6 protein-coding genes are annotated in these 14,007 nt (G+C 69.3%); 2 read left to right on the forward strand and 4 right to left on the reverse strand.

Annotation, left to right across the window (positions count from 1 at the left end):
• Positions 1-205: 205 nt before the first annotated feature.
• Complete coding sequence (locus RGI145_RS21805) at positions 206-6,478, forward strand: autotransporter outer membrane beta-barrel domain-containing protein (protein ID WP_075800611.1); 6,273 nt, start codon at positions 206-208, stop codon at positions 6,476-6,478.
• A gap of 148 nt (positions 6,479-6,626) precedes the next feature.
• On the opposite strand, the gene RGI145_RS21810 is transcribed toward RGI145_RS21805, so the two are convergent.
• A complete protein-coding gene (locus RGI145_RS21810; RefSeq protein ID WP_075800612.1) occupies positions 6,627-9,518 on the reverse strand; it encodes a winged helix-turn-helix domain-containing protein in 2,892 nt (963 codons plus the stop codon).
• A 480-nt stretch (positions 9,519-9,998) separates the two neighbouring features.
• Between RGI145_RS21810 and RGI145_RS25250 the strand changes: the two genes are divergently transcribed.
• Positions 9,999-10,277 carry a hypothetical protein gene (locus RGI145_RS25250; protein WP_156878722.1) on the forward strand — a complete coding sequence of 93 codons (279 nt, stop codon included), beginning with the start codon at positions 9,999-10,001 and terminating at the stop codon, positions 10,275-10,277.
• A gap of 345 nt (positions 10,278-10,622) precedes the next feature.
• On the opposite strand, the gene arfA is transcribed toward RGI145_RS25250, so the two are convergent.
• Genes arfA through RGI145_RS21825 form a run of 3 tightly spaced genes read right to left on the reverse strand, consistent with a single transcriptional unit; the run spans position 10,623 to position 13,949 of the window.
• The gene (gene arfA / locus RGI145_RS21815) at positions 10,623-12,173 is read right to left on the reverse strand and encodes an arabinosylfuranosidase ArfA (RefSeq protein WP_075800613.1); all 1,551 of its coding nucleotides are present in this window, start codon (positions 12,171-12,173) and stop codon (positions 10,623-10,625) included.
• A gap of 22 nt (positions 12,174-12,195) precedes the next feature.
• Complete coding sequence (locus tag RGI145_RS21820) at positions 12,196-13,041, reverse strand: ABC transporter ATP-binding protein (protein WP_075800614.1); 846 nt, start codon at positions 13,039-13,041, stop codon at positions 12,196-12,198.
• Positions 13,038-13,949 (reverse strand): ABC transporter ATP-binding protein, encoded by a 912-nt coding sequence (locus RGI145_RS21825; protein WP_237183324.1) that lies wholly within the window; start codon positions 13,947-13,949, stop codon positions 13,038-13,040. The genes RGI145_RS21820 and RGI145_RS21825 overlap by 4 nt, the downstream gene beginning before the upstream one ends.
• Between the last annotated feature and the right edge of the window lie 58 nt (positions 13,950-14,007).

The raw sequence follows: 14,007 nt of genomic DNA on the forward strand, positions 1-14,007 counted from the left end.
ACCTGGAATGCGTCGAAGCGGTAGGTTCCGGAACTCTCCCGCAGCGCCATCGTGCTCCCCCGACCGCGCCTGCGAGCGGTCCAGATCCGAAAGAACCCTGAAGGCAGTTTCGGAAATTAATCGCCCATTTTTAGGAGCCCTCTCGGGACTTCCAGGACGAAGGTCAGCGATACCTGGTTCAGCATCCAGCCAGGAACCCCATGCCATGCGTCTTGCCATCCGCTCCATCCGCAAGGTGGCCTCTCGGGCGATCCCTGAATCCTCTGCCTCCGGCATTGCGGCGTGCGAGCCCTTGCCGCCGCTCTGGGTGCCCCGCCCCACCACGCTGCGCCCCTCTCCCCGCGCGCGGCTGCTCGCCTCCTGCTCGGGCACCGCGGTGGTGGCGGCCGTCGTGGCGGTGCCGCTCGTCCTGCTCTCCGCCTCAGTGGACGGCTCGGCCAGGGCCGACGACTGCGGCGCCTATGAAGGATATGCCTGCTACTACGTCGTGCAGCCGCCTGCGGCCCCGGACAACCAGAATCCCGGCACCCCCGGCACCCAGGTCGGGGCGGCGAACGTCAACATCCCCGGCGTCGCCTACCCGGCCGGGGAGATCGTGATCCAGACCACCGGCGGCCAGGGCGGAACAGGTTGGACCTACACCGGCATCGATCACTCGGGTGCCGACGGCGGCAGGGGTGGCGACGGCAACGCCCTGACCGTCACGATGCAGCCCGGCACCTCGACCGGGGGGATCACTGTGATCCAGGCCGATGGCGGCGCCGGCGGTGTCGGCGGCTACAGCGGCCATCAGGGGACCGCGACCACCTCCGGCGACGGCGGGACGGCCGGCAACATCGCGGCCGGCACCTCGAGCGCCCCGATGACCGGGCAGCTCAACAACCCAAGCACGGCGCAGCCGTGGGTGCCGAACAGCGGAATCCTGCCATCGGTGGGGCTCTATGCCAGCGCCTCGGGCGGCGCCGGTGCCCAGGGGACCAGCGGCAACGCCAGTGGCTCCAACAACGATGGCGGCGATGCCGGCAGCGGCGGCAGCGGCGGCACCATCGGCGTGAGCGTCGTGTTCGGGGGCAACGTCAGCGGCACCCAGGGCGGCATCTTCGCGCTCTCCCAGGGCGGCAACGGCGGTGACGGCGGCACTGCCTACGGCGAGATCGGCGACCAGGGCGGCAACGGCGGCAACGGCGGTGCGGGCGGCCCCGTGTCCGTTGTCCTCGCACCCGGCGGTTCGGCGAGCACCACGGGCACCGGCGCCGCCATCACCGCCCAGTCCTTCGGCGGCCAGGGCGGCCAGGGCGGCTCGGGCACGGGCAAAGGCGGCACCGACGGCAACGGCGGCACCGCGGGCACGGGCGCCGACGCCGGCGGCGTGTACGTGGAGAACTGGGGACGCGTCAGCACGGGCAACGCGGACTCCCCGGGTATCCTCGCACAGTCCTTCGGCGGCGCGGGCGGCAGCGGTGGCCAGGGCGGTGGCTGGGGCGCCAGCGGCGGCAACGGCGGCACCGGTGGCAGCGGCGGGTCCGTCGGGTTCGTCGGCGCCGCGGTCTCCTCCATCACCACGACCGGGACCAATTCCCCCGGTATCCTGGCGCAGAGCATCGGCGGCGGCGGCGGCAACGGCGGCGACTCGAATGGCTGGCTCGCCGTCGGCGGGGACGGCGCGGGGGCGGGCCACGGCAGCGACGTTTCCATCGAGAAGTCCACCAACGCCTCCGGCGCCAGCGCGATCGTGACCTCCGGCGAGCGCTCCACGGGCATCCTGGCGCAGAGCATCGGCGGCGGCGGCGGCAACGGCGGCAACGCGATCAGCACGAGCGACACCAACGTCTTCCTGAACATCGCCATCGGCGGCTCGGGCGCCGGCGGCGGCGCCGGCGGCAGCGTGGAGGTGGCGAGCACCGGCAGCATCACGACCTCCGGCCTGCACTCCTCCGGCATCGTGATGCAGTCCATCGGCGGCGGCGGCGGCAACGGCGGCGCAGCCTATTCCAAGGTCGTGTCGGTCATCGGAGGGGCGTCGGTGTCGCTTGGCGGCACCGCCGGCGGCGGCGGCGACGGCGGTCCGGTCGGCCAGACCGGCACCTTTCCTACCAGCACGGGCCAGATTCTGACGACAGGGGCGAACTCCCACGGCATCCTCGGCCAGAGCATCGGCGGCGGCGGCGGCACAGGCGGCGCGTCCGGTGCGACCGCCACGGTGTACGGTGCCGCGACCGAGGAGGTGCCGACGCCGACCGTCTCCGTCGCGGTCGCCATCGGCGGCGCGGGCGGAGCGGGAGGAAACGGCAACAGCGTCACCCTCCAGAACACCGGCCTGATCGCGACGGCGGGCGGCGGTGCCGTCGGCATGGCGGGGCAGAGCGTCGGTGGCGGTGGTGGCTCGGGCGGCGACGCCTCGGCGATGTCCACCGCCAAGGGCAACGACGACTCGCCGCTCAATGTCTCGACCTCGGTCGCTCTCGGCGGCAGCGCTGGTGGCGGCGGCTCCGGCGGTCCGGTCACCCTCACCAACGGACGCGCCGGCGGGGTCGCGGCGGGCATGATCTTCACCCGGGGCGAGGCGGCGGACGCGGTCCTGGCCCAGAGCATCGGCGGCGGCGGCGGCAACGGCGGCAATGGCGACGCCCAGGCGAAGAGCTCCGGCGACGGGGCGAACATCTCCGCCAGCGTCACGCTCGGCGGCAAGGGTGGCAGCGGCGGCGACGGCGGTCCCGTCACCGTGACCAACAACGGGGCGCTGCTGACCCTCGGCGACGGCGCGATCGGCATCCTGGCGCAATCGGTCGGCGGCGGCGGCGGGCGCGGCGGCGGCGCGGCCGGCACGAGCAACGGCCAGATCACCGCGAGTGTCGCGGTCGGCGGCAACGGCGCCGTCGGCGGCAGCACCACCCAGCCCAATGGCGGCAACGCCGTCACGCTGACGAACGCCGGCACGATCGTGACCTTCGGGGCCGATGCGCCGGGCGTCGTGGCGCAGAGCATCGGCGGCGGCGGCGGGCTCGGCGGCAAGTCGGCCAGCACGCTCGGCAACCACACCAATTCCGGCGATGGCGGCAATGGGGCCAGCGGCTCCGTCAACGGCGCCATGACCGCGCTCAACAGCGCCTTCGCCTCCGGCGGGGAGGGCGCGGTGAACCAGTACAACACCATCTCCGGCCTCATCGGCGTCGCCAACGCCGCGCTCGGCAACGTCACGGCGACGCGCCTGCTGGGCGACGACCCGGCCGGGGACCTGGAGGATCTGGGCGAATCCGGCGGCGACAGCGGCGACAACAGCTCCTCCACCAAGATCACCGTCCACGTGAACGTGGGCGGGCAGGGCGGCGCCGCCGGGGATGCGGGCAACGTCCAGGTCACCAACACCGGCTCCATCGGCACGGTCGGGCCGATGTCGGACGGCATCCTGGCGCAGGCGATCGGCGGCGGCGGCGGCCGGGGCGGCGCGGCCGTTTCCTCCATCACCAGCGGCAAGGTCAACGAGGATGACAAGGAGGGGAACGTCCCGATCAGTGTCGGCGGCCGGGGTGGCCACGGCGGCAACGCGGGCAGCGTCACCGTGGACAATGGCGGGGGCATCACGACGATCGGCGCGCAGTCGCTCGGCATCGTCGCGCAGAGCGTCGCCGGCGGCGGCGGCATCGCCGGGACCTCGGCCGCGAAGGTCAAGGGCGACAACGCGGACAACACCTCCGTGCTCAGCCTGCCCATCGCGATCGGCGCCAATGGCGGCGGCGGCGGGACGGCGGGGACCGTGACGGTCAACAACTCCGGCGCGATCGTCACGCGCAGCCATGACGCGATCGGCATCGTCGCGCAGAGCATCGCGGGCGGTGGCGGCATCATCCGCACCCGCTCCAGCGACGCCTCCGACAACGCCGGCGGCGGGCCGGTCGCGACGGGCGGCAGCTACGGCATCAACCTGACCTTCGGCGGGGCCTGCGGCACCCTTTGCGACGCGAGCAAGGAGGCGGCCGCCGGTTCCGCCGGCGACGTGGTGGTGAACCACACGGGCAGCATCACGACCGGCTCCGTGGCCACGAACGGGACGCGGTTCGGCAGCGACGCCTATGGCATCCTGGCGCAGAGCATCGGCGGCGGCGGCGGCCTGGTGCTGGGCGGCACGCCCAACGGCACGAACTTCTTCGGCACCGGCACCATGACCGGCGATGCCGGCAGCGTGTCGGTGACGGCCGGCAACAGCACGGGCGCGGCGGGGACGGCGGGCAACATCACTACCTCCGGCATCGGTGCCGTGGCCATCCTGGCGCAGAGCATCGGCGGCGGTGGCGGCCTCGCCGGTGATACCGGGCTGACGGCGCAGCGCGCGGGCTTTGCGCCCTCTTCCGCGCACAGCGGCAACGGCGGACAGGTCCTGGTCAACGTGAACCCGACGGCCATCCTCTCCACCAGCGCCGACAACACCCCCGTCGTCCTGGCCCAGAGCATCGGCGGCGGCGGCGGGCGGATCACGAGCAGCGGCTACGGCGCCTATGATGGCACGGCCGGCGGGAGCGGCGCCGGCAACACCGTGACGGTGAACGTCTACGGCCAGGTGCAGGCGGGCGGCAGGGCCGCGCCCGGCATCTTCGCCGAGAGCGTGGGCCAACCGATCGCGGCGGACCCGAGCAAGAACATCCCGGCGAACCCAACCGGCGGCGCCGCTGTGCGGATCAACGTCGGGCCGGGCGCCGTGGTGCAGGGTGGGCACGACTACAACACGGGCGACGGCTACAACGCCGGCATCTACATTGTCGGCGGCAGCACCAACCAGGACCCGCAGAGCCAACTCAACAACAACATCAACAATCAGGGCACCATCACCTCGCTCGGCACCACCGCCATCTACGGTACCGGCGGCTGGACCAGCGTGTACAACCAGTCCGGCGGCAACATCACCGGTAGCGTCAACCTGGACAACGGCGGCGGCGGCGGTTCTTGCCCTCAAGGCGGCTGCGTCGTCACGGGTGGCACCGTCAGCAACTCCGCCGGGGGCACGATCAACACCGGTCCGCTGATGCGCCTCGGCGCGGCCGGCATCTTGACGAATGCGGGCACGCTCAACATCGGCGGCACGGGCCGGGTGGCCACGACGGAGATGACCGGCGCGCTGGTGCAGACCGGCACCGGCCGCTTGGTGGTGGACACGAATCACGCCACCGGCCAGGCGGACCGGCTGGAGGTGCAGGGCAGTGCCAACCTCGCCGGCACGGTGGAGGTGCATGCCGCCGCCCTGGCCAACCGGGCGGTCACCGTGCTGACCGCAACCGACGGCGTGAACCTCGATGCCGGCCTCGCCACCACCCGTACCCAACTCTTCCGCTTCGATGCCCAGGGCAGCGGCAACAGCCTGCTGATTCAGCCCCGTGCCGAGTTCGTGGCCCAGGCGGCCAATCTTGGCCAGAACCAGCAGCGTGTGGCCGCCCACCTGCAGGAGCTGTGGGACAGCGGCGCTAGCCTCGGCACCGGCTACACCGCTCTGGCCGGCGTTGCCGATGCCCCCGGCTATGCCCGCACGCTCGACAGCCTCTCCGGCCAGACGCTCGGCGCGGTGGCCGCCTTCCGCTACAGCGCCAGCCAGCACTTCGTCACCACCATGTTCGACGGCTGCCCGACCTACGATCAGGCTGGCATCACCGATGCGGATCAGAGCTGTGGCTGGGCCCGTATCTTCGGCCGCCACAGCAACCAGGACGCCACCTCCGGCGCGCTCGGCTACACCGCCGATGCCTGGACGCTGCAGACCGGCGGGCAGGCGCGGATCGCGCCGAACTGGTTCCTCGGCGGCTCCATCGCCTATGAGAACAGCGACTTCCGCGGCGATGGCGGACTGACCAAGGTCAGCGGCAACAGCCTGCTGCTGGGCGCCACCCTGCGTTACCAGGATGGGCCCTGGCAGGTCTCGGGCGCGCTCGACTTCGGCTACGGCTGGTACGACAGCCGGCGCACGGTGGAGATTGGCTCCGTCGTGCAGCAGGCCAACGCGTCGCCGCGCGCCTGGCAGGTCGGCGCGCACACCCGCATCGCCTATCAGATCCCCTTCGAGGGCTGGTACCTGCAGCCGCGCCTGGACTTGCACCTGAACCACGTGCGCAGCGGCAGCTACACCGAGAGCGGGGCCGCGCCCTTCAACCTGGCGGTGGATGGCCAGGGCGAGACCAGCTTCGCCGCGACCCCCGCCATCGAGGTTGGCGGACGGCTGAACCTGGGTGAGGGGATGGTGCTGCGTCCCTATGCCAGCGCCGGCATCAGCCTGATCAGCAACGGGGACTGGGCGGCAACTGCGCGCTTCGCCGGCCAGCCGGCCAGCCGGGGCTTCCGCGCCACCACGCCGATCCCGAACACGCTGGGCAAGTTCGCGGTGGGGGCGGAACTGCTCTCCAGCGTCAACTGGGACTTCAAGCTCCAGTACAGCGCCGATGTCGGCGATGGCTACGTCTCGCACGCCGGCATGGGCCGCATCGCCTACAGGTTCTGAGGGTAGTTTGCGGGCCAAGGATCATGAGCGCGGCCCCGACCGCGATGCCGGTTCCGCGCTCCACCGGGCCCGGATGGTGCGACAACGGTAGGGAGGATCGGACGATGGACGGGACTGGGCCGGTAGGAGCAACCGGCCGCGCCTCACGTCACGCCCGCGAGGTTGGGGCCCGCAGTAGCCCGCCCGCATTCGCCGCGGCACCCAGGCGCAACGCGATGCGGAACGCTTTCTCGTATCGCTCGACATCCTCCGGCCGGCGCAGGAACCAGAAGATCGGCTCGGTGCCCGTGACCCAGCCGGGCCGCAGACGGGCAACCTCGCGCAGCGCCTCGCGCGCCTCCTCGACAAGGCCAGCCTCGACCGCCGCGACCACCATGGTACGGAAGCAGAGGGCGTAGTCGGGCAGATGCACCGCGCAGTGGCGGAGCGCGATCATCGCCTCCTCGGGACGGCCGCCCAGGAGGAGGGCGCGGCCGAGCACCGCGTGCAGGACGGGCGAACCGTGCGGGTCCTCGGCGATCGCCTGCCGAAAGGCCCTTTCGGCATCCTCCGGGTGGCCCGCAGCGGCCAGCACGTCCCCGCTTGCGATGCGTGCCGCATCGTTGGCGATGCGGTTGGTCCGCAGCGCGAGGCGCGCCGTGGTGACGGCCTCCCCCCAATGGCCCTGCAACGCAAGCGTCAGGCAAAGCGCGGCAAGCGAGTGGGGGGATTCCGGATCCAGTTCGACGGCGTTCCGCGCCAGCCGGATCGACTGTTCCAACGTCTCGCTGTGGCCTTGCGCGCGCCAGCCATGGATCGCGATGCGCGCGAGGGTGATGGCAGTCCAGGCGAGAGCCGGGGCGTAGCCCGGATCGGCCGCCGAGGCGCGGACGAACAGCCCGCGCGCGATGGACGTCTCGGCCTCCGTGCTGCGGAGGTAATGCTCCTGGCCGAGCAACGTGAACTCCCGGGCGCTCAACCGCTCCACGGGCTTCTGCCGCGCCCGGCGCAGGCTCTTGCGCCCGATCTGCACGTTCATCGCTGCCGCGAGCGATGCGATGCCCTCGACAGGCAAGCCGGCAGCCCGACCCGACGGCCACTCCACCCGCTGGGCCCAGAAAGTGGTGCCGGTCGCGAGGTCGTCCAACCGGAGATGGACGCAGAGCAGCTCACCCGCGGAGTGGACATCGCCCTTCACCTCGAAGCCCTGCGTCACCCGTTCATCCGGGCCGGCGACGACGCGCAGGTCGGCGTGACGGACCAGCTCGGCCATGAGGTTCGGCGTGAGCGTGGCGGCAGCCTGCGCGGCATCGGCATCGGCTGGGGCGGCCTGCAGAGGTTGCACGACAAGCGTGTCCTGCCGGAGGAGGCCCGCGAGGCCGTCGACAGACGGTGGCCTTGGCACCGGTCCCGAACGCGTGGGCGGCTCGAGCGGCAAGGCGGCGCGGCTCGTGTCAGGGAGTGTAAGGCCGGCGGCAGGAGCGATCGAGGGTCCGCCTGCGTCGCCGACCGGCTCGGCCGCGCGGCGGTGCGCCGCCTGGAAGCGGTCCAGGTCCTCAGGACGCCGAAAGTACCAGAAGCCGGTGTGGTTGCGCGGCGTCCAGTCCGGCCGGAGGCGGAACAGCTCGCCCCGCGCCGCCAGGGCCTCGGGCATCCGTCCGGCCTCCACCCATGCCACCACGAGGGTATCGTAGGTCGCCGCATAGTCCGGCAGGTGCAAGGCGCACCAGCGCAGCGGCGGCAGCGCTTCCTCCCCCCTCCCTGCCAGCAGCAGCGCCCGTCCGAGGATTCCCCGCGCGGTCGGCGGGCTGAGCGGGTCGAGCGCAATGGTGTCCTGCGCCACCTCCGCTGCCTCCTCGGGGTGCCCAGCGGCGACGAGGACCTCGCAGACGGTGATACGAGGGGGCGCAAAGGCTGACCGGCCCGTGTGCAGCGCCGAACGCGCAACGGCCACTGCCTCCTCCCAGCGCTGATCCAGAACGAGGGCGAAGGCGAGGCGGGCGAGGCAGAGTGGCGAGTCCGGCTGGAGTTGCACGGCACGCCGCGCGAGCCGGAGCGCCTCGTCCCGCGTCGCCTGTCCCCCCGGGCCGCCCCAGCCGTGGGTGATCGCGCGGTGCACGGTGTAGGCCTGCCAAGCATAGGCCGGCGCGTAGTCCGGATCGGCCGCGATCGCGCGGGCGAACATCTCCCTCGCCACCTCCGTATCCGCCTGCGTGACGCGCTGGTGATGGTCCCGTCCGATCAGGCAGAGCTCGCGCGCGGTCAGCGTGGCGACCGGTTTGCGGCGCGCGGCCGAAAGGCTGTGCCGCTCCACCTGCCAGTTGAGGTGGACGGCGAGGGCGGTCAGCCTCGTCGTGGACAGGCCCGGTGCGCTCTTCCGCGGCTGTTCCAGGCGTTCCGCCCAGAGGACAGTCCCGGTCGCGGCATCCTCGAGCCGGATCGTCATTCGCAGGGCCTCCCCGGCGGAGCGCACCTCGCCCTGGACGAGATATCCCTCCGCGGCAACCGCCTCCGCGGCGGGCAGCACGCGCAGCCCTTCGATCCGAGCGAGCTCCGCGACCAGATCGCCCGTCATCGCATCGGCCAAGTGGGCGCAGGTCAGGTCGCCGTCCGGTGCCTCGAAGCGATGGACGGCGATCGGGTCCTGGCGGAGGTCCGCGAAGTCGCGGGCCGGGGGGGCCAAGGCCTTCGGCGCCGGCGCTGCATCGGGGGCGGCGTCCGGCCGGGACGGCCCGTCGCGCCGCACCGCGGCCGTCAGCATGTAGCCTCGCCGGGGGACAGTGCGCAGGATCTGGGCGGCGCGGCTGCCGAAAGCCTGTCGTAGTTCGCCGATGCACTGGGTGAGCGAGTCGTCCGTCACCACCAAGCCCGGCCAGAGCGCTTCGAGCAGCTCCTCCCGCCCCAGGAGCTGTCCAGGATGGTCCAGCAGATGCCGCAGGAGGGCGAAGGTCTTGGGCCGGAGGCGCAGTTCGGTCCCATCGGGTCCCAAGACCACTCCGCGCAAGGCGTCCAGTCGGAATTCGTCGAAGCGATAGGTCCCGGGCTCGTCACGCAACGGCATCAAAAACCCTCATCCACGCATGGACGATCCTAATCCGAAAAATTTCCGAAGATAGGTTCGGAGAAAGATCGTCACGATCTCGGCTGGCCTTCGGGCCCTCCGTCCCGAGGGAGCTGTAAGCCGGTTCGGCATCCCGATCTGGAAACCACGCCGTGCTCCGGTCCACCCGCCCCGACCACCGGACCTTCCCCCGCGTCCGGCTCCTCGCCTCCTGTGCCACCTCGGCCGGTGCGGGCCTCGGCCTGACAGGGTCAGACCCGCGGCGGCCCATGACCCACCCTGCCTTCCGCATCGGTGCGCTCGCGATGCTCGCCGCGCTCGGCCTGAGTCTCACGGCCTGCGCCACGGACCCCGTGGCGATCCCGCCGAACGAAAGCCGCCGCGGCATGAGTCCGGCGGCTGGTGAGCCGATCGCCACCATGTCAGTGACTCCAGCCACTCCTGTGGCGGCCGGCCTCCAGCGGCATGACAGTGGCGCCGGTGATCTCGGCCAACGGCCCAGTCAGCACCGCGGTGGTGCCGGACCATGAGCTGGAGCGCTACACCCTGTGCCTGCGCATCGGAGATCAGGCCCCCTGCGCTCCGGTGCGGCCCGGACGCTACGAGGCGCTGCTGCCGGGTTCACCCGTCGCGCCATCCCACACCTCCGCGACGACCTACCTCGCGGGCTCAGTGGAGCAGATCAAGAAGAGTGGTCACGCCGCGCTTACGGTTCACCCCGCAGGCCTTGCTGTGCACCAACCTCCATCGCGCGCCTGATCAGATCGTGGGCTGGTTCGTCCAGCGTTGGCAGCTGGAGGTCACGTTCCAGGACCCAACGGCAGTGGTCGGACCTCGCCTTGCCTGCTGGCGCTGTTCTCCCTCACCGCCCTCTCGGCCGTCCAGCTCAGGCCCACAGAGCAAGAAGCCGTGGCCAGCGGCGCTTGGCACCGCAAACCACGTCCTACCTTCAATGACATCCTCGTCGCCATGCGACGTCACTTCTGGTACGAACAGGGTTTGCTCACCTCACGGCGCACCAATCACATCTTGAAACCTCGACCCACCCTTCAGCGCGCTATGGCCTACGCCATCTGCCACGCCTCCTGATGGTCAAACACGAGCTTAGGCAGCGAGCATCTTCATGCGAATGATATTCCATGAACCAGGTTGCAGCACCGCAGAGATCTGGCCATCTGCGATGCGTACCTGTTCCAGGATAGATGGCTTGATTCGTTCGGGCTGCTCGCGGCTGTTGACAGCGGCCAGGTCTGAATCGCAGAGCTGTTCTGCCCGGTCGAGACCGAGAAGCTCCATTCCTCGCGTATCGACACGAAGGTCCAGGACGTCGTCCAGGCTCCGGTTCAGCAGGAAAAGCGTGAGGAAACCCTCATCCCGGTCATGTACTGCTGCGCACTTCAGGTACGGGACCTCCGGCATGGAGAAGCGATGCTCCTGCGTCCCACGCGGGTCATAGTAGCTGGTGGCATAGGTTGGCGATTCCACGCGTGACCGCAGGACCCGCCCGCGCCCGAGATTGCTCATCTGGGCGAACGGATAGAAGATCGTTTGCCGCCAGGCCGGACCGCCGGTTTCTGTCATGATCGGCGCGATGGCATTCACGAGCTGTGCGAGGCAGGCAGCCTTCACCCTGTCAGCATGGTTGAGCAGGGAGATGCATGCGCCACCGAAGGCCAGCGCATCGCCCATCGTATAGATTTCTTCCAGGATCTTCGGTGCCACCGGCCAGCCCGGGACAGTCCTTCCTTCCTTCTTCCCCCGTGTACGGTACCAGACATTCCATTCATCGAAACTCAGCATCAGCCTCTTGGACGACCTGCGCTCCGCTGCCACGGCATCGGCAATGGACACGACCTCTTCGATGAAACTATCCATGAGGTCTGCACTGGCCAGGAAGCTCGGCATATCGTCGGCATAGTTGTTCAGATACGTGTGGAGCGAGATGAACTCGACATGCTCGAAACAGTGCTCCAGAACTTCCCGTTCCCACGCACCAAAAGTCGGCATGTTGCGGGCAGAAGATCCACAGGCTGCCAGCTCCAGCGATGGATCGACCCACTTCATCATCTTGGCGGATTCCGTCGCAACACGGCCGTACTCTCGGGCCGTTTTGTGCTCCATCTGCCAGGGACCATCCACCTCGTTACCAAGGCACCAGAACTTGATGTCGTGCGGCTTTTCCCAGCCATGAGAACGGCGCAGGTCGGACCATGCCGTTCCACCCGGGTGATTGCAGTACTCTACGAGATTACGCGCTGCATCGGCACCACACGTCCCGAGGTTGACCGCCAGCATCGGTTCGACATCGGCGGCGCGGCACCAGTCGATGAACTCATTCGTGCCGAAGGTGTTAGGCTCCGTGGACATCCAGGCAAGATCGAGGCGGCGCGGACGCTGCTCCACGGGACCGACCCCGTCTTCCCAGTTGTACCCGGACACGAAGTTGCCTCCGGGATAGCGCATGATGGTCGGGGCCAGCTCCTTCACCAGCGCCAGCACATCCCTGCGGAACCCCTTCTCATCCGCCTCTGGATGGCCGGGTTCGAAGATACCGCCATAGACGCATCGCCCGAGATGCTCGACGAAAGCTCCGAAGAGACGGTCATGCGTATCGCCGATGGCGACGTCGCGATCGATGGTCACCTGTGCCTTCAAGGCTTCGTTCCTTCCCTGTTTCCTATGGGCCGTGTGCCGGTTGTCCGGCCGGCTCCGGCGCGTCATCCCATGCACCCTCGATGGAGAGCACGGATTCCTTCAACTGGATGGCGTAGGGATGCCTCGGGTTCGACAACACTGTGCGTGCATCGCCCGTCTCCACCACCTCGCCATGTCGCATGATCATGACGCGATCGCTGATCGTATAGGCTGTCGCGAGATCGTGCGTGATGTAGATGATCGAGACCCGCAGGTGATCCCGGAGCTCCCTGAACAGGTTCACGATGGTCATGCGCAGCGAGGCATCGATCATCGAGACGGGTTCATCCGCCACGAGCAGCGCTGGGCCAGGGATCAGAGCCCGCGCGATCGCGGCACGCTGCAACTGCCCCCCTGACATCTCATGCGGAAAGCGGCCTTTCACCTCTGCGAGTGAAAGACCCACCTGTTGAAGGGCACGGTCGGAAGCCACCTCGGCCTCTTCTTGCCCCGATGCTCCAGCGAGGTTACGGGCGGTGGCGTAGAGGTAGCGATCCACCCGGACGAGCGGGTTGAAGGCCTCGAAAGGGTTCTGGAAGATCGGCTGCACCTGTCGCATGAAATCCAGTCGGGCGCGACGCCCTCCGAGACGTGCCATATCAAGGCCCCGGAAGAGAATCTTTCCCTCTGTCGTTTCGCTCATGCCTAGCACCATGCGAGCCAAGGTAGATTTGCCGCTGCCCGACTCTCCGATGATCGCAAAGACTTCCGGCTGCCCGGCATCCAGAACGAAGGACACGTCCCGCACCGCCGGCGTCTTCCGACGCGCGAAGAGACCGCCGCCATAGGTCTTGCAAACCTGTCGCAGTTCGAGGAGTGGCGTCGTCATGATACCCTCCCCTGGACCACGGCGTGACAAGCGACGCGGTGGTCAGGCCGGACCTCCTCGAAAGCCGGCACCACCTTCCGGCACACCGGCATGGCGAGCGGACAACGCGGATGGAAGCGGCAACCCGGCGGCGGATCGGCCAGGCTGGGCGGCTTGCCTTCCAGCCCATGCCGCGGCCTATCGTCGCCGATACGGGGAAGGCTGGCGATCAGATGGCGCGTATAGGGATGCAGCGGCCGCTGAAAGAGCTGCCGTGTCGGCGCTTCTTCCGCTAGCCGCCCCGCATACATGATACCGAGCCGGTCGGTGAGGTTGGCATGCACGGCCATGTCGTGCGTGACGAAGAGGACGGAAGAACCCATCTCGCGCTGCAGTCTGCGGATCATCCCCAGAACGCCTTTCTGCACTACGACGTCGAGCGCGGTGGTGGGCTCGTCGGCGATCACGAAATCCGGGCGGCAGACGGTGGCGAGGGCGATGGTGACCCGTTGCCGCATGCCGCCAGATAGTTCATGCGGGAAGCGTTCCAGCACCTCGGACGGCAGATGCAGATGGGCCAGATGCGCCTGGACCCTATGCAGGAACTCCGGCATGGGCAGACCCATATGGCGGAAAGCGAAGTCCACGAAGGCGTGCCGGATCCTGCGCACTGGATTCAGCACGTTCATCGAGCCCTGCATGATATAGGACAGGTTCCGCCAGCGTAGGGCTGAGAGTTCCAGTTCCGGCAAGGCATAGAGGTCGCGTGGTCCGGTGCCGAAATCGAACCTGATCTGCCCGGCTACCACCTGCAAGGGTGGGCGGATCGCCCGGGCAATGGTCTTGATCAGGCTGCTTTTGCCGGAGGAGCTTTCGCCCGCTAGCCCATAGATCTCATCCCGGCGGATCTCAAGGCTGATATCGTCCACGGCACGCACCTCGCGAACCGTGCCATAGGCATTCACGCGGTAGTACGCTTTGAGGCCC

Source organism: Roseomonas gilardii (genome assembly GCF_001941945.1).
Lineage (GTDB): Bacteria > Pseudomonadota > Alphaproteobacteria > Acetobacterales > Acetobacteraceae > Roseomonas.

Coding starts and splice junctions, on each gene's coding strand:
- RGI145_RS21810 (WP_075800612.1), bottom strand. CDS start 9,518: ATGCCGTTGCGTGACGAGCCCGGGACCTATCGCTTCGACGAATTCCGA.
- RGI145_RS21820 (WP_075800614.1), bottom strand. CDS start 13,041: ATGACGACGCCACTCCTCGAACTGCGACAGGTTTGCAAGACCTATGGC.
- RGI145_RS21805 (WP_075800611.1), top strand. CDS start 206: ATGCGTCTTGCCATCCGCTCCATCCGCAAGGTGGCCTCTCGGGCGATC.